Here is a 16,015-nt window from a genome sequence, read left to right on the forward strand (position 1 = left end):
AGGCATGAGTAACAGTACTGTAGAACAATTTGCAGCAGATCTGAAAAAACCGGTGGAAGAGCTGCTGAAACAACTGAAAAGTGCCGGTGTTGCCAAATCATCAGGCAGCGATGAAATTACTGCCGATGATAAAGCTTTATTGCTTGCTTATCTGAAGCAAAGCCATGATACGCAAAGCAGCACAATCAGTATTGCCCGCAAAAAAACCGAACGCAGCACTATTGACGGTGTACAGGTAGAAACGCGCCGCCGCAGCCGCAAAGTTGTTGTGCCTTCGCCTGAAGAGTTGGTGGTTCAGGCCAAAGCCCAGCAGCAAAAAGCCGCGGAAGAGGCGGCAGCAGCCGAGCAGCAAGCCCGAGCGGAAGCGGAGGCCGAAGCAGAGGCGGAAGCAGAAGAAAAAGCCAAAGCAGAAGCAGAGGCTAAAAAACTTGCAGAAGAAGCCAAACAAAAGGCTGAAGAGCAGGTAAAAGCCGAAGCAGCAAAAGAGCAACAGGCCGCTCCGGTTGAGGAAGCGGCACAGAAATCCGAAAAACCGGCGAAAAAAGGAAAAGACAAAAAAAACGCCCCTCTGCCTAAGCCTGTAGAAGTAGTTAGTGCTGCGGAGCAGGCTGCGCGGGATGAAGAAGCCCGCCGTGCGGCTGCCCTGCGCGCGCATCAAGAGGCGCTTTTGCGTGAAAAACAAGAGCGTCAAGAGCGTCAGCAGCGCCGTGAAGAAGCGAAAAAGCAGGCTCAGGAAGAGGCGCGTGCCGCACAAAAAGCGCGTGCCGACGAGCAACGTTCTGCCAAACCGTCGGAGAAAAAGCCGTTGGCCGTTTCAGGCAGCACTTCGGCTAAGGCCAAAGACCGCGGAGCGGAAGATGTGAATCCGAGCAGCGGCAGCCGCAAGAAAGAAGACCGCCGCAACCGTGATGATGGTGACATGCAGTCACGCGGCGCGAAAGGCAAAGGCAAGGGCAAAGACCGCAATGCGGCGCACAGCAATGAAGAGCGCGTGCGCGGCGGCGGTAAAAAAGGCAAGAAACTCAAGCTTGAGCCGAACCAACACGCCTTTACCGCGCCTACCGAGCCGGTGGTGCATGAGGTTTTGGTGCCTGAAACCATTACCGTAGCCGATTTGGCGCACAAAATGGCTGTAAAAGGCGTGGAAGTGGTTAAAGCCCTGATGAAAATGGGTATGATGGTAACCATCAACCAATCGCTTGACCAAGAAACCGCGCTGATTGTGGTAGAAGAAATGGGCCACATCGGCAAACCTGCCGCTGCGGATGATCCGGAAGCTTTCTTGGAAGAAGGTGCGGAGCTTGTTGAAGCCGAAAAATTACCGCGTCCGCCCGTGGTTACCGTGATGGGTCACGTCGACCACGGTAAAACCTCGCTGCTTGACTATATCCGCCGCGCCAAAGTGGTGCAGGGTGAGGCCGGCGGGATTACCCAACATATCGGTGCCTACCATGTGGAAACACCGCGCGGTGTGATTACTTTCTTGGATACTCCGGGTCACGAAGCGTTTACCGCAATGCGCGCGCGCGGTGCACAGGCAACCGACATTGTGATTCTGGTTGTGGCTGCCGACGACGGTGTGATGCCGCAAACCATTGAGGCGATTGCCCATGCAAAAGCAGCGGGTGTGCCGATTGTGGTGGCCGTGAACAAAATCGATAAAGACACTGCGAACCCGGAGCGTATCCGTCAGGAATTGACCAACTATGAAGTTATTCCCGATTCTTGGGGCGGCACGACCCAATTTGTGGACGTATCTGCCAAACAAGGCATCAATATTGATGCGCTGTTGGAAGCGGTGTTGCTGGAAGCGGAAGTATTGGAGCTGCAAGCTCCGGTTGACGCTCCTGCCAAAGGTATTATTGTGGAGGCACGTTTGGACAAAGGCCGCGGTGCGGTAGCCACCTTGCTGGTACAAAGCGGTACTTTGAGAAAAGGCGATATGCTGTTGGCCGGTACGGCTTTCGGTAAAGTGCGCGCCATGATTGACGAGAACGGAAAGCCGATCGAAGAAGCAGGGCCTTCCATTCCGGTGGAAATTCTCGGTTTGTCGGACGTGCCGAATGCAGGCGAAGACGCGATGGTGCTTGCCGACGAGAAAAAAGCCCGCGAAATCGCACTGTTCCGCCAAGGCAAATACCGCGACGTGCGTTTGGCCAAACAGCAAGCCGCCAAGTTGGAAAATATGTTCAACAACATGGGCGAAGGCCAGGCACAAAACCTTTCTGTGATTATCAAGGCCGACGTGCAAGGTTCTTACGAGGCGCTTACGGGCAGCTTGCAGAAACTTTCCACCGACGAGGTGAAAGTGAACGTATTGCACAGCGGTGTGGGCGGCATTACCGAAAGCGATGTGAACTTGGCGATTGCTTCCGGCGCATTTGTTATCGGATTTAACGTGCGTGCCGATGCCTCTGCCCGCAAGTTGGCTGAAACCGAAGATGTGGAAATCCGTTACTACAACATCATTTATGATGCCATTGATGATGTCAAAGCGGCCATGAGCGGCATGTTGGCTCCGGAAGAGAAAGAACAGGTAACGGGCACGGTGGAAATCCGCCAGGTGATTTCGGTATCGAAAGTGGGCAATATTGCCGGCTGTATGGTAACCGACGGCGTGGTAAAACGCGATTCGCATGTCCGCCTGATCCGCAACAATGTGGTTATCCATACCGGCGAGTTGGCATCTTTGAAACGCTTCAAAGACGATGTGAAAGAAGTGCGCATGGGCTTTGAATGCGGCTTGATGCTGAAAAACTATAATGACATCATGGAAGGCGACCAGCTGGAAGTGTTTGACATTGTAGAAGTGGCGCGCACTCTGTAACGCCTCGAGTATCTTGGAATGCCTGTCTGAAAAAGTTTCAGACAGGCATTTTTATTGTTTTGAACGGGTGTTTCCAATTGTTTGCTGTAGAAGAGCCGCGGGTAATTTTGCTGTAAAATGTGCACACGGTATTGCGGCAAGCGGAGGGTAAAACGGGTTGAGTGGTATCTAAACGTAATATCTTGTTAAAGAAACTTTGAGAAAAGTATTTTGTCGGATAATAAAAACAGTAATGTATGTAAATTTGTTCACATCCCTTCTGAAAGGAAATCGTAAAATGAACATGATGAAAACTTTAACTGTGTTAGCGGCAGCTTCCGCTATGGCTTTGACCGGTTGTGTTACGGATCCTACCACCGGCCAGCAAAAGGTAAGCAAAACCGCCATGTATGGTTTGGGCGGCGCGGCTGCGTGCGGTGCGATCGGTGCGATTACCCACGGCGGCAAAGGCGCGCGCAATGCGGCTTTGGCGTGTGGTGCAGTGGGTGCCGGTGTGGGCGGCTATATGGACTACCAGGAAGCCAAATTGCGCGAGAGCCTGAAAAACAGCGAGGTACAGGTTTCCCGCGAAGGCAACCAAATCAAGCTGACTATGCCGAGCGCAGTAACGTTTGATACCAACAGCGCGACTTTGAGCGGTGCGGCTATGGATTCTTTGAACAAAGCGTCCGAAACCTTGGTGCAATATCCCGAAACCACGATTACCGTGGCAGGCCATACAGACAGTAGCGGTAATGATGCGATTAACCAACCTCTGTCTGAACGCCGTGCGCGTTCTGTGGCAGACTATTTGGTGCAGCGCGGTGTTGCAGGTTCCCGCTTGAGCACGGTCGGCTACGGTTCGCGCCAGCCTGTTGCCGGCAACGACACGGCTGCGGGTAAAGCGCAAAACCGCCGTGTGGAGATTCTGATTAATCCTACTGCCAATGCCGGTAAATAATGTTGTTTAAATAAGCAAAATGCCTGTCTGAATATTCAGACAGGCATTGTTTTATCTTTCTTCTTTTTTACTGATGGTTAAGCCGCTGAAGCCGAACAACAGGGTTAACAGCAGGCAGAGGTAGCAAAAGAAAGAATAGGGCAGATAGTCGATTACGGGCACGCCGAGCGCGTGGCTGATGAATACGCCGCACACGCTCCAGGGAACCAGCGGGTTGATAACGGTACCCGCGTCTTCCAACGTGCGCGACAGATTGCGCGGATGCAGTTGCAGCTTGTCGTAAACCGGTTTGAATGTTTCACCGGCCAGCATCAGGCTGAGATATTGCTCGCCAATCAATACGTTCACACCTAAAGCGGTGGAGGCCACGGATAAAGTGGCGCGGCCGGTGGTGGTGAGCAGGTGGCGGATGCCTTCGAGCAGTGCAGGTAAAATGCCGAGAGCATGCAGTAGGCCGCCCAAACTTAGAGCGAGAATCACAATGGTTTGGGTGAAAAACATGCTTTGGAGGCCGCCACGCGAAAGCAGGCTGCCGGTTTGCCCCAAATCTGCGGCAGGCTTGTAACCGGCGAAGAACCAGCCGCCTATGTCTTTAATCGAGGGCGAGCTGTGGATATAGGTAATCACGAGGGCGGTGGCAACGGTGGCGATAATCGTGTAAATGGCGTTGATTTTGCGCAGAGCCAGTATCAGCAATACGGCAAACGGAATAAGCGTGTAACCGTGTATCAGCCCGCTGGACAACAGTTGCGTTTTCATGGCGGCAATGCTGTCGAGATTGGCAGTGGAGGCATCGGCAAACAACACGAACAAGGCCGCGGTTAAGACGAATGCGGGCACGGTGGTGTACATCATATTGCGGATATGTTCAAACAGATCAATGCCCACAATGGAAGCCGCAATGCCCGTGGTATCGGAAAGCGGCGACATTTTATCGCCGAAAAATGCACCGGACACAATGGCGCCGGCGGTAATTGCGGGGTTGGCGTGAAACGCTTGGGTCATGCCGATAAAAGCCACGCCTATGGTGGCGCAGGTGGTGAGGCTGCTGCCGATGGCAATGCCGGTAACGGCGGTAAGCAGGAAAGCGGAAAGGTAGAAATAATCCGCCGAAATCAGCCCGAAGCCGTAATACATCAGCGTGGGAATCGCACCCGACATCATCAGCGCTGACACCAAAAGGCCGATAAAAAAGAACAGATAAATCGCGCCTATGCCCGACATCACGCCCTCGGCCATCTGTTTCTGCATGGCTTTGAAACACACGCGGCGGGCCAAGCCGAACATCATCAGGCCGCATAAAACTAGGATAATGGCCAAATGCGGTACCCATTCAAAGCCGATGATGGTTACGCCCATGGTGGCAATTATGATGGCGGCAATCAGCAACGCTTCTTTCGGGCGGGTATGGATTAATGTTTTTTTCATGATGATTTGATTCGATAATGATTAAGGGTAGAACCGGCGCAATGCCTGTCTGAATGTTTCAGACAGGCATTTGTATGATGCGTTTAGGAAAGCAGCAGTTCCAAATCATCCGCTATTTCGGAAGGCTTGACGCTTGGTGCAAAACGCCCGACCACTTCGCCGTTACGGTTGACGAGGAATTTGGTGAAATTCCATTTAATGTCGCTGCCTTCGCGCTTCTCGCCGATTGAAGCGAGCTTGAGCAGCAGCTCTTTAAAGCTGCCGCCGCCCTTATCATTTGGCTGTTGCGCTTTCAGATAGGCATACAGCGGGCTTTCATTCGGGCCGTTTACATCGACTTTGTCGAAAATCGTGAATTGCGTGCCGAATTTGGTTTGGCAGATTTGCGCGATTTCGCTGCCCGATTCCGGCGCTTGGGCGCGAAACTGGTTGCAGGGGAAATCCAAAATTTCCAGCCCCATAGGGTGGAACCGGGCGTAAAGCTGTTGCAGCTCTTCATATTGCGGCGTTAATCCGCAGCGGGTGGCGGTGTTCACAATCAGCAGCACTTTGCCTGCATATTCAGACAGGCTTACTGCTTCGCCCGCCGCATTGCGCACGGTGAAATCATAAATTGAAGCCATTGGGTTTCCTTTGTTCCGATTTAAAGGCTGCCGACGGTGGCAGGGCGCTTTTCCAAAGCTGCGGGGTCGGTTTTGCGCACAAAATCAAGCTCTTCGAATCGGGCAACTGCCTGCGCGGTATCGCTGCGCACATGTTGGTTGAACAGGTCGGGGCAGCGCAGCTTCACGGTAAGCAAAACAATGCCGAGCATCACTTGCGGCCATTCCCGGCTTTGTGGATCGAGTTCGGGCGCTTGGGGCAGGGCGCGCCGAACGGCATCCAAGCAGCGTGCCACCAGGGGATGATCGGTACTGTTTTCGGCTTTGAAACGCACGAGCTTGAGTGCCTGAATGCTTATTTCCAGCAGGCTGGCGGCATAAGCGGTAACGGCCAAATCTTGCGGTGAAAAGGCATCATGGTGCAGGTATTGGCAGATGAGGTGTGTATTGTAAATGGTTACACCGTCGTCGGTTTCCAGCACGGGAATTTGGCCGAACGGATTTTTCCCGGCCAAGTCGGCAGGGTTGTCCCACGGGTTGGTGAAATGCAGGCGTAAATCGTTTTGCTGCAACAAGAGCGCGCGCACCAAGCATAATCGGGCAAACGGGGAAGTGTGGCTGAGATAAAGCTGCATGGCTTGTTCCTTTCAGACAGGCATCAAAGATTTTATCGGCTGCTATAGTCAATCAACTTAACTTTTACTACGGCGTTGCTGCGCGCCTTTGTGTTGATTGACTATATTCACATGGCGGCTGCAAAAGCGCAGGGCGGCTTCGTAGCCGTAGGTGCCCAACCCCACAATCACGCCGACGGCTTTATCGGAAAGATAAGAATGGTGGCGGAAGGCTTCGCGGCTGTGTACGTTGGAAATGTGGACTTCGATAAAGGGAATGCCTACGCCGCCGAGTGCGTCGCGGATGGCAATGCTGGTATGGGTGTAGGCGCCGGCGTTGATAATAATCATATCCGTGTTGCCGCGCGCTTCTTGGATGCGGCTGACGATGCCGCCTTCGCTGTTGCTTTGGAAATGGACAATGCCGAGGCCGAGTTCGGCGGCAACGCAGTCGAGATGTTTGCTGATGTCGGCTAAGGTTTCCGAGCCGTAAATGTGCGGCTCGCGGGTGCCGAGCAGATTGAGGTTGGGGCCGTTGATAACCAGAATGCGCGCCATAATGCTGCCTTTGTATGTTTAAAATATATGCGGGTATTGTAACTGATGGCTCGGGGCTTGGGAAAGGGCGGGTGCGGGCGGCCGAGTGCGTGATATGTTAGGCCGATTTGCAGCGCAAGCTTTCAGACAGGCATTGTTTAGGTTTCAGCTTGCCGGTTTGGGGCAGGCAATAAAAATGCCGCTTGTAAAACAGGCGGCATTTTCATGAATCAGATTTCGATTATTTACGCAGACCCAAACGGCCGATCAGCTCGCGGTAAGTGTCGGGCTTGGTGCGGCGCAGGTAAGACAACAGGCGGCGGCGTGCGCTCACCATTTTCAACAGGCCGCGGCGGCTGTGGTGGTCTTTAGGATTGGCTTTGAAGTGGGGTGTCAAGTCGTTGATGCGGAAAGTCAGCAATGCAACTTGCACTTCAGAAGAACCGGTATCGCCTTCTTTGCGTTGGAAATCTTTAACGATTTGTGCTTTTTGTTCGATGGACAGTGCCATGATAAAACTCCAAAAATGAATATGAACCTTGCGGTTCGGACAAGTTTGCCAAGCCGAAACCTGTGCAAACTCCTGAATCTGCCTGCGCCGATTATTGGGCGGACAGAGCGGTAATTATGTCATAAGTAACGGATTTTGCCAAGTTCGGCTATGCCTGTCTGAAAAGAAAACGGGCTTTCAGACAGGCATTCGGTCAGGCGTTGAGAAATTCGAGCAAATGCTGCCCGCCGACTTTCAGGGCTTCCAGAAATACGCCGACTTCCTGCTGTTGGTTTTCGGTGTGGCTCACGGTAAACAGCCAGCCTTCGGGCGTGATGGTGTAGTTGACGCCCAAGCCGCCCGGCGAGGTGGGGGCAAAGGCAAAGTTAACCACCGTGCTGTCGTCGCCTACGGTTGAGGTGGAGAGGAAATCGGTGGTGAAGGTTTGGTAGCCTTCGTCTTTAAAAAATACGGGGCTGCGGCTGCTTGCTTTGGGCGCCATCAGTTGCAGGCCGAGCAGGTGGCGGTTGGGGCCTTGGCCGAGTTTGCTTGCTTTGATGCGGGCTTTGTGCTCGGCCAGTGCGGCATCCAGCGCTTCGCGGGAGGGTTTCTCCTGCAATAGGGTGCCGACAAATGCCAGTGATTCTTCGGAAACGGGGCGCACGCATTCGGTGCGGCCGTTTCGGAAGTGGCTCACATCAACGGCTTCGTAAGTGTTGCGGATGCTGCCGTAGGTGGTGAGCTGGGCGTATTGCAGGAGAAACTGCATCAGCGCGTCTTGGCTCACGCCTTTGGGAACGGTTAGGCCGTTGAACGGCACGCAGGCGCTGGTTACGCGCATCGGTTCGGCCTGCTTGGCATAGTTTTGCTGCCATTTTTGCCAGTTTTTCTGCAAGGCGGCATCCAGCTGCCATTCGTAGCGGTGGACGGCGGGGCGGTTTTTTTTGCCGCCGGGTGCGGCCAGTTTGGCGGTGGCGAGGGTAACGATGCCTTTAAGCGCGCCGCCGTCGGACCAAGTGTGTTCGCAATGCAGAAACAGGCGGTTGGTGCTTGTGTTGTAGCAATAGGTGGTGGGTTTGTAGCACCAAACGTTTTGCCCGGGTTGGAAGGTGGTTTGGGCGAGATCGCTGTCGGCATCGAGGTTTTCGCTGCTGATGCTGATATGGAACAGGTCTTGTTCGATGTGTTCCAGCAGGCGGGTGTTGTCTTCCTGCTGTTGCAGGGTTTGGTATACGCGGGCGGTTTCGTTGCCGCCCAGATAGCAGGGCACGGCTACCGGATAGCGGTTTTGAGGGGTATCGGAAAGGATTTGTTCGAATGCCTGTCTGAACGTATCGGGGTGGTAGGCTTCGAATTGTTCGTCGAGCGCGGCAAAGCGGTAGTAGAAACCGTTGTGCAACACGCCGATATGGCGGTTGCCTTTGGGTGAAAAGTGAAAACTGTCGACTTCTTTTTGCGGCACACGCGAAGCGCCCTGCAAAATCGCCCATTGCGTCATGCACACGGGGGTGCCTTGCGGGGTGTGCGGCACGGGAATGCGCTGATGGTAATAATCGGCGCACACCGCTGCCAATGCGGATGCCCATTCCGCCAAATCCCTGCCTTGGGTTTGGATGCTGAAGCCTACGTTGCTGGTTAAAGGCAGCGGCGTGCGGACGCTCAGATAGCTTTCGAGCCAGGCGTCAATCAGCCAGCTGGTTTCGGCTTTTGCTGCAAATTGCTGCAGGGCGGCCTGCAATTCTTTGCCTTTGCGCGATTTGAAATAGCGGGTGGTTGCTGCGGTTTTCTCAAAAGCTTCGTCGCTCAGCAGCGGGCGCACCTGTTTCAAATAGCGTTCGCAGGTTTCGGCCAAATCGGGCACGGGGAGGCGGGGTGTTTGGGACATCGTGTTCTCCTGGTAATAATTGGGCGCAGGCGGCAATGCCTGTCTGAAAATGTTTAATCGTCTTTTTCAAAGAAGGCCAATTTGACGACATAGTATAAAAAGGCGATAACCAAAACCATCATCACGGTTTCGAGGATGTTGTCGTGAACGCTTTGGTTCCAATACAGAATTTCTTTTTTCACGGTTTACTCCTTGTCTTTTACCGGAGCGGGCGGTAAGCGGGGCGCATCGCGGTTGAGCTGGCGCCACAGCGCGGCAAACCACAAATACATAATGAACACAAACGGAAAGCCGGAAAAAGAGCCTACTGCTTTAATGCCTTCCATTTTGCCGGTGAAAATAACCGCGTAGCTGATCAGCGTCATCAATACGGCCCATACCACGGCGCGGAATTTGTTTTCGCGGCGGCCGTCACTGCTGGTCATAATGCCCAGCGAAATGGCCGCGCTGGTTACGGTGGTTACCACAAAGCCGAGGAACAGCACCACAGTCAGCGGCTTGGTCGCGAAAGACAAAGGCAGCATGTTGAGCAGGTAATAAAACGTGCCTTCATAGTCGCCCTTATTGGCAATTTCCGCCAAGCGCCCCGTGCCTTCCACCGTGTCGAGCAGGCTGAAACCGGAAAACACCGAAAACCAGATAACAATAAAGCCTGCCGGCACCATCACCGAGGCAAACACAAATTCGCGCAAAGTGCGGCCTTTGGAAATTTTAGCCAGGAACACGCCCACAAACGGCGCCCAAGTAACCCACCACACCCAATAAGCCATCGGATACCACACCACCCAATCGCGGTTGTGGAACACATAAAGCTCGAAGGAATGATGGATGGTTTTGGTGAGGATGTTGCCGATGGCAACAATCAGAGTGCTGATAAAATAGTGCGTCGGGCCGGTAAGGAACACAAACACAAGCAGCAATATCGACAACACAACCGTAATATCGCCCAGCCATTTCATGCCTTTGTCAATCGGCAGCACCGCACCTGCGGTATAGAGTGCGGCAATGGTAACAAGCACCACGGTTTTCCAACCTATGGTGTCGAATGCCATGCCCGTGATGATTTTCAGGCCGGAAGAAATCTGCACCGAAGCCATGGCAATCGAAGAGGAAACCGACATGGCAATCGACAAAATCGCCAAGCCCGTTACGATAATGCCCAAAGGCTTGGCCCATTTTTTATGTTTGAACGCATATTGCAGCGGCGCGGCAGGGGTACACTCGGTTTTATGCTGATACATAAAATAAGCCATCACCAGTCCGGCAATCGTATAAAGCGACCATGCCGGAATGCCCCACACATGCAGCGCAAGGCTCATTGCATTTTCAACCTTCTGATACTCCGGCAGATTCTCGGCCTTGATGCCGATGGGCGAATGATAATAGTGCCACAGCGCCTCAATCGGGCCGAAAAACACAATGCCCACACCGATGCCGGCGGTAAACAGCATATTCATCCATGAAAAAAACGAATACTCAGGCTGGGCATCCCGGCCGCCGAGCCGGATTTTGCCGAAACGCGGCGACAAAGCAACGGAAAGCCCCACGGCACAAGCCAGAAGGGGCAGCCACATAATCAGCCAGTCGAATTTAAGATAGAAAAATTTGCTCACGCCGGCAATGCTGTCGGTAAGCAGAGTGGGGTTTATCACGGCGGTTGCCGCCATAAAGCCCACCAGAAGGGCAGTCCATAAAAAATAATAGGGACGTTTGGACGGGGTTTCTTCTTGTGTAGACATACGCAGCCTTTTTGTTATTCGTGTATCGTTTTGTGGAAACGGGTAAGACGCTGGCGTAATCGGATGTATTTTTTATCGGATTGTACAATGCCTGTCTGAAAGCACAAAGGTTTTCAGACAGGCATTGTTTTTTAAAGAACAGCGGTCAATCTTCGACCGGTTTTTCCGAAGCCGCTTGGTCAATCAGATGCGAAATGCTCATGCCCCGCTCAATCGACTCGTCATATTCAAAATGCAGCTCGGGAATGCGGAAAAGCTTGATGCGCTTGGAAAGCTCGCTGCGCAGAAACCCCTTGGCATGCTCCAAAGCCTCGGCGGTGATTTCACGGGTGGAATCATCCAGCACCGTATAGTAAATGGTGGCGTGGCTGTAATCGCGGGTTACTTCAACCTCATTGATGGTGATAAACCCCGCGCGCGGGTCTTTCAGCCCGGTACGCACCAGCTCGGCCATCTCGCGCATGATTTGCTCTTTCACGCGGTCGACACGCGCATAACCTCTGTTTGATTTTTTCATGATCGTTATTCCTGTGTTGATGCCTGTCTGAAAATATGGTTCAGACAGGCATTGGATGATGTGCTTATTATACTGTATTTGGAGCGGGCTTGCGGCAGCAAGCTGCGGTAGTGCGCAATGCCTGTCTGAAAGTCTGGTTCAGACAGGCATATCGGTTTTGGAAAGGTTTTAATTTTTCAGGTAAACGATTTTGCCTGTTTCAGTGATATTGAATTTGTTTTGGCTGATTAAAACTTGAATCAGTTTTTCTATTTGGGCATCTTTCAATTTCAATGTTGATTTAAATGAATTTCCCAAAGCTTTTTTACTGGCCGGTTTGTTTTTGGTGCATTTTGTAAAAAACTGATTAACTTTTTGCATAATGCTTACATCTTCTTCCGCATTGATAATAATGGGTTGTGCCAATTGCTTTGGTTTAGGCATTGCAGTAGAGGCGGGAAAAGGAGCATATTCGATTTTTTGGTCGGTTTGCTTTAAGATATTCTGTTTTTTCAAATAGCAAACCAATTGGCTGATATCGTTATCGCCCAAGTCATGATAACAGGCGGCAGCTTTGGAGCGGATCACATTTTCCAATCCGGTTAATGTCTTGGCTTTTGAGGATTTAACTTGAGTTATTAATATCTCTAATAGCTCTTCAGAACTTATAAAATGATAGGAGAGCAAACCGTTAAGAGGATCAGCTTTCAACATCCCTTTGGTTGATAGCTTGTTCACAATAGATTCGGCAATATTTTTTCTGATTTCGATATCGAATTCTTCCAACTCGTCTTTTAAAACCAATTTATGAATGATGGAAATAAGATTGTTGCGGCCTTTAAGTTGGAAACGGTCATTTTCCATTAATGCCTGCGCTACTTTGCGTGAGCATGTATTGATAAATTGCGTGTCTTCGTATTTGTTCGGAATGCTTTCCGGTGCACATTGTGTCGGTAAAGATTCAATTGGTATTGTGGCCGACAATAATTGGGCAGATAAGGAATGGTTGACTTTGTTGACTTCATCTAAATTTTCCAGCCTAACGATACCACTGCAAAGCTGATTGTCTTTCAAATGTTCAACTAAAACATCAAAGCCACCATCGCGGGACAGTATGCAAATGACGGCGTTTTTGTCGGTTTCAGTAATCTTGCCTAAATAATAAGCAAGATAAAAATCCAATGCGTTTTTTCCGGTTTTGGCTACTTTGACGAAATGCACATTTTTACCAAATCGGCATAATGCTTCGCATAATTCAACAGATAATGTTTTTTGTTGTAATTTACCTAAAAAGAGCCAGATATGGCAGTTTTCGTTTTCGAGTGAATAAAGCTGGCCCGGTTCAGGTTGTACATTTTCAAAATCGATTAAAACATGCTTCATTTTTCTTTTCCCCCAAAGTTATTATTGAAGCTGAATGATAATAACAAAACATAGTAATAGTAATTTTTGTTATTTGTTTTCTCAAGCCCTATGTTATAGCTGAGGGGAAAAGTTGCCTGTTATGTGTCTTTATAAAAACAGTTAAGAATAATCAAACAAATCCGGCTGCTTATGCTCGCTGGTAACGCGCACGTCGGTTTCGCCGTCGGCAAACATAATGTGCAGTTTTTGACCCTGCTTCAAAGCATGGGCGCTGCGGATAACCTGCCCGCGGCTGTTTTTAACCACGCTGAAGCCGCGTTCCAAAATGTGCTGCGGCGACACGGCTTCGAGCAGGGCGGCCTGTTTTTCAAGACGCTGGCGGTACAGCGCAAACAAAGACAAACGGCTTTGCTGTAAGGCCGTCTGAAAACGTGCCACGTCGCGTTGTGCCGCAGATATATCGGGGCGCAGATGAATCATGCTTTGTTGCCGGCGGGCAAGCTGCTGGACGTTGAAACGGTGGTTGTTGTGCATGGAAAAGCGCAGCGACTGTTGCAAGGCGGCAAGTTGGTTGCGTTGTTCGTTCAGCTTTTGCTGCGGATGGCGGATTTGGCGGGCGAACCAATCGACGCGCTGGCTGGCATCGTAATAACGCTGTTCCAATGCCGTTTTCAGACGGCCTTGTGCCTGCGCGAGCTTGTGCAGCGATTCCAAGCGGTTGGGGCTGACCAGTTCCGCTGCACCCGTGGGTGTAGGCGCGCGTACGTCGGCGACAAAATCCGCCAGCGTGAAATCGGTTTCATGCCCCACGCCGCTGACTACGGGGATTTCGCACGCTTCAATCGCCCGCACCACAGGCTCTTCGTTAAACGCCCACAAATCTTCGATGCTGCCCCCACCGCGGCACACAATTAACACATCGGCTTCGGCACGCGCAGAGGCCGCTTGAATCGCTTGGGCGATCTGCAAGTCGCTGCCCGCGCCTTGTACGGCGGTCGGATACACAATCACGGGTATTTCCGGTGCGCGGCGTTTTAGTGTGCTGACCACGTCGCGCAAGGCTGCTGCGGCAAGGCTGGTAACGATGCCGATGGTGCGCGGGTGGGCGGGCAGCGGTTTTTTGCGTTCGGCAGCAAACACGCCCTCGGCCTGCAATTGGGCTTTCAGCTTTTCGTAGGCTTCGTAAAGCTGCCCCAAACCTTTCAGGCGCACTTCGTTCACGGTGATTTGAAATTCGCCGCGCGCTTCGTAAATGCTGATTTTGCCGGTCAGCTCGATGTGGTCGCCTTCTTTCAGCGGTGCAGCCAGTTTGGCCGCCGTGCCTTTAAACATGGCGCAGCGCACTTGGGCGCGGCTGTCTTTGAGCGAAAAATAGTAATGCCCGCTGGCGGCGCGGGTAAGGTTGGACACTTCGCCCGCCACCCACAGCCCGAACAGGTTGTCTTCCAGCAGGCTTCTGGCTAAGGCGTTGAGTTCGGAAACGGAAATGGCGGCGGGGGCGAAGAGTTCGGACATGGTAGGAAAACCGGTTAAAAAAGCGGATTATAAAGGGATGTCGGCGAATAAAGAATGAAGTGTATTAGGGCTGTGTCGTTTGAATGATTTTGAAACAGCCTTGAATGCCTGTCTGAATCTTTTTCAGACAGGCATTCAAGATTTCAGCATATCAACGGCGGCGCTTGCTGCCGGGCAGGCGCATATCTGCCCATTTCATCACGCCGGCCACTTCGGCCGGATTCAGCTCGTAAAACTGGCCGCGTTTCAAGCGGTTCGGCAAACCGATGGGGCCGAAGCCTACGCGCACGAGACGGCTCACGGTTAAGCCGAAATGCTCGAAAATGCGGCGCACTTCGCGGTTGCGGCCTTCTTTAATAATCACGTTGTACCACTTGTTTGCCCCTTCGCCGCCTTGCTCGTAGATGCGTTCAACTTTGGCCAAGCCGTCTTCCAGCATCACGCCTTCTTCGGTAAGCGTTTTCATTTGTTCGGTGTCCAGCCCGCCCAACACGCGCACGGCGTATTCGCGCTCGACTTCAAAGCTGGGGTGGGCGAAGCGGTTGACCAGTTCGCCCGATGTGGTAAGGATCAACAGGCCGCTGGTGTTGATGTCCAAACGGCCGATGGCCACCCAACGGCTGCTGGCGGCTTGGGGCAGGCGGTCGAAAATGCTCACGCGGCCTTGCGGGTCGTCGCGCGAGACGATTTCGCCTTCTTGCTTGTAATAGAGAATAATGCGCGGCAGGCGGTCGGGCCATTTGAGCTTGATTACGTTGCCTTTCACGGTAACTTGGTCGTCGGGCGAAACTTTGTCGCCAAGCTGGGCGGTTTTGCCGTTAACGGTAACCAAGCCCTGCGTAATCCAGTCTTCCATTTCACGGCGCGAACCCACGCCCGATGCGGCAAGGGCTTTTTGCAGGCGCACCGGCTCGAAGCTGTCTAAATCGACCCGTTTTTCTTTCAAATCGCGGGCGCGTTCCATGATTTTTTGATTGGGATTGCGCACCACCAGTTTTTTGGCGCGGGAAGCCTGCGTTTTCGGCGCAGAGGGTTTGCCTGCGGCTTCTTTTACGCCTGTTTTATTCTTAAGGCCGTCTGAAAACTTGCCTGTGTTTTTGCGGGCAGCCTTTTTCTTGGCCGGTGCGCCGTCGCGCAATTCACGTTTGCTTGAGATTTTTTTGGTGTTCACTAAAAGCTCCTAACGCATTTTCCTGAAAGGAAAACGGTTCTTCTGCGGCTTGTGCGGCAGGATGGGTTGTTAAAAAATAGATAAGATGGGTTTTCAGACGGCCTTTTGTAGGGTGGGGGCCGTCTGAAATTAATTCAACCGTAGGTCGGATACTTGTATCCGACAAACGATGGTATTCGGCGATTTTGTCGGATTCGAGAATCCGACCTACTGCTTCTTCTGCAAAAGTATCGTCATACTCGGGCTTGACCCGAGTATCTTTTAGCTTACGAAGATGCGGGATACTCGGGTCAAGCCCGAGTATGACGGGCATATCGTTTTCTTCGAATAAGGCCGTCTGAAATTAATTCAGCCGTAGGTCGGATACTTGTATCCGACAAGCAATGGTATTTGGTGATTTTGTCGG

At 52.1% G+C, this 16,015-nt stretch carries 15 protein-coding genes; 2 read left to right on the plus strand and 13 right to left on the minus strand.

What is annotated here, in order from left to right; translation table 11 throughout:
* The first annotated feature begins 4 nt into the window (after positions 1–4).
* Both infB and EL143_RS06705 read left to right on the plus strand, forming a co-directional pair.
* Positions 5–2,827: a translation initiation factor IF-2 gene (infB, locus tag EL143_RS06700; RefSeq protein ID WP_085416439.1), complete on the plus strand. Its 2,823-nt coding sequence runs from the start codon at positions 5–7 to the stop codon at positions 2,825–2,827.
* A gap of 277 nt (positions 2,828–3,104) precedes the next feature.
* Positions 3,105–3,767, plus strand: a complete 663-nt coding sequence (locus EL143_RS06705) for an OmpA family protein (protein WP_085416440.1) — start codon at positions 3,105–3,107, stop codon at positions 3,765–3,767.
* 51 nt (positions 3,768–3,818) lie between these two features.
* Here EL143_RS06705 and nhaC read toward each other — a convergent pair whose 3' ends face one another.
* The 13 genes from nhaC to EL143_RS06765 all read right to left on the minus strand — a co-directional run bounded on the left by nhaC (position 3,819) and on the right by EL143_RS06765 (position 15,922).
* Positions 3,819–5,195 carry a Na+/H+ antiporter NhaC gene (gene nhaC, locus EL143_RS06710; protein WP_085416441.1) on the minus strand — a complete coding sequence of 459 codons (1,377 nt, stop codon included), beginning with the start codon at positions 5,193–5,195 and terminating at the stop codon, positions 3,819–3,821.
* An 83-nt stretch (positions 5,196–5,278) separates the two neighbouring features.
* Positions 5,279–5,818: a glutathione peroxidase gene (locus tag EL143_RS06715; protein ID WP_085416442.1), complete on the minus strand. Its 540-nt coding sequence runs from the start codon at positions 5,816–5,818 to the stop codon at positions 5,279–5,281.
* 20 nt (positions 5,819–5,838) lie between these two features.
* Positions 5,839–6,432: a glutathione S-transferase N-terminal domain-containing protein gene (locus EL143_RS06720; RefSeq protein WP_085416443.1), complete on the minus strand. Its 594-nt coding sequence runs from the start codon at positions 6,430–6,432 to the stop codon at positions 5,839–5,841.
* A gap of 57 nt (positions 6,433–6,489) precedes the next feature.
* On the minus strand, positions 6,490–6,969 hold the full coding sequence (aroQ, locus tag EL143_RS06725; RefSeq protein ID WP_085416444.1) for a type II 3-dehydroquinate dehydratase: 480 nt from the start codon (positions 6,967–6,969) through the stop codon (positions 6,490–6,492).
* Positions 6,970–7,189: 220 nt separating this feature from the next.
* A complete protein-coding gene (gene rpsO / locus EL143_RS06730; RefSeq protein WP_040666955.1) occupies positions 7,190–7,459 on the minus strand; it encodes a 30S ribosomal protein S15 in 270 nt (89 codons plus the stop codon).
* 193 nt (positions 7,460–7,652) lie between these two features.
* Positions 7,653–9,323 (minus strand): choline/carnitine O-acyltransferase, encoded by a 1,671-nt coding sequence (locus EL143_RS06735; protein ID WP_085416445.1) that lies wholly within the window; start codon positions 9,321–9,323, stop codon positions 7,653–7,655.
* Positions 9,324–9,376: 53 nt separating this feature from the next.
* Positions 9,377–9,505 carry a hypothetical protein gene (locus tag EL143_RS12845; RefSeq protein WP_269471227.1) on the minus strand — a complete coding sequence of 43 codons (129 nt, stop codon included), beginning with the start codon at positions 9,503–9,505 and terminating at the stop codon, positions 9,377–9,379.
* A gap of 3 nt (positions 9,506–9,508) precedes the next feature.
* A complete protein-coding gene (locus EL143_RS06740) occupies positions 9,509–11,062 on the minus strand; it encodes a BCCT family transporter (protein WP_085416446.1) in 1,554 nt (517 codons plus the stop codon).
* 145 nt (positions 11,063–11,207) lie between these two features.
* Positions 11,208–11,579, minus strand: coding sequence for a 30S ribosome-binding factor RbfA (gene rbfA, locus EL143_RS06745; protein WP_085416447.1), 372 nt, complete (start codon positions 11,577–11,579; stop codon positions 11,208–11,210).
* 168 nt (positions 11,580–11,747) lie between these two features.
* The gene (locus tag EL143_RS06750; protein WP_085416448.1) at positions 11,748–12,941 is read right to left on the minus strand and encodes a PIN domain-containing protein; all 1,194 of its coding nucleotides are present in this window, start codon (positions 12,939–12,941) and stop codon (positions 11,748–11,750) included.
* Between the two features lie 141 nt (positions 12,942–13,082).
* Positions 13,083–14,438: an exodeoxyribonuclease VII large subunit gene (gene xseA, locus EL143_RS06755; RefSeq protein WP_085416449.1), complete on the minus strand. Its 1,356-nt coding sequence runs from the start codon at positions 14,436–14,438 to the stop codon at positions 13,083–13,085.
* A 151-nt stretch (positions 14,439–14,589) separates the two neighbouring features.
* A complete protein-coding gene (locus EL143_RS06760) occupies positions 14,590–15,609 on the minus strand; it encodes a pseudouridine synthase (protein ID WP_085416450.1) in 1,020 nt (339 codons plus the stop codon).
* Positions 15,578–15,922, minus strand: coding sequence for a hypothetical protein (locus EL143_RS06765; RefSeq protein ID WP_085416451.1), 345 nt, complete (start codon positions 15,920–15,922; stop codon positions 15,578–15,580). Before EL143_RS06765 ends, EL143_RS06760 begins: the two co-directional genes overlap by 32 nt.
* Positions 15,923–16,015 lie beyond the last annotated feature (93 nt).

Origin of the sequence: Neisseria canis (assembly GCF_900636765.1) — a bacterium.
GTDB lineage: Bacteria > Pseudomonadota > Gammaproteobacteria > Burkholderiales > Neisseriaceae > Neisseria > Neisseria canis.

What these genes read in the sequence shown, in the direction of transcription:
- EL143_RS06740 (WP_085416446.1), bottom strand. Translation starts at nt 11,062, where the DNA reads ATGTCTACACAAGAAGAAACCCCGTCCAAACGTCCCTATTATTTTTTA.
- aroQ (WP_085416444.1), bottom strand. Translation starts at nt 6,969, where the DNA reads ATGGCGCGCATTCTGGTTATCAACGGCCCCAACCTCAATCTGCTCGGC.
- rpsO (WP_040666955.1), bottom strand. Translation starts at nt 7,459, where the DNA reads ATGGCACTGTCCATCGAACAAAAAGCACAAATCGTTAAAGATTTCCAA.
- rbfA (WP_085416447.1), bottom strand. Translation starts at nt 11,579, where the DNA reads ATGAAAAAATCAAACAGAGGTTATGCGCGTGTCGACCGCGTGAAAGAG.
- EL143_RS06765 (WP_085416451.1), bottom strand. Translation starts at nt 15,922, where the DNA reads ATGCCCGTCATACTCGGGCTTGACCCGAGTATCCCGCATCTTCGTAAG.
- EL143_RS06735 (WP_085416445.1), bottom strand. Translation starts at nt 9,323, where the DNA reads ATGTCCCAAACACCCCGCCTCCCCGTGCCCGATTTGGCCGAAACCTGC.
- EL143_RS06750 (WP_085416448.1), bottom strand. Translation starts at nt 12,941, where the DNA reads ATGAAGCATGTTTTAATCGATTTTGAAAATGTACAACCTGAACCGGGC.
- EL143_RS06715 (WP_085416442.1), bottom strand. Translation starts at nt 5,818, where the DNA reads ATGGCTTCAATTTATGATTTCACCGTGCGCAATGCGGCGGGCGAAGCA.
- infB (WP_085416439.1), top strand. Translation starts at nt 5, where the DNA reads ATGAGTAACAGTACTGTAGAACAATTTGCAGCAGATCTGAAAAAACCG.
- xseA (WP_085416449.1), bottom strand. Translation starts at nt 14,438, where the DNA reads ATGTCCGAACTCTTCGCCCCCGCCGCCATTTCCGTTTCCGAACTCAAC.
- EL143_RS06705 (WP_085416440.1), top strand. Translation starts at nt 3,105, where the DNA reads ATGAACATGATGAAAACTTTAACTGTGTTAGCGGCAGCTTCCGCTATG.
- nhaC (WP_085416441.1), bottom strand. Translation starts at nt 5,195, where the DNA reads ATGAAAAAAACATTAATCCATACCCGCCCGAAAGAAGCGTTGCTGATT.
- EL143_RS06720 (WP_085416443.1), bottom strand. Translation starts at nt 6,432, where the DNA reads ATGCAGCTTTATCTCAGCCACACTTCCCCGTTTGCCCGATTATGCTTG.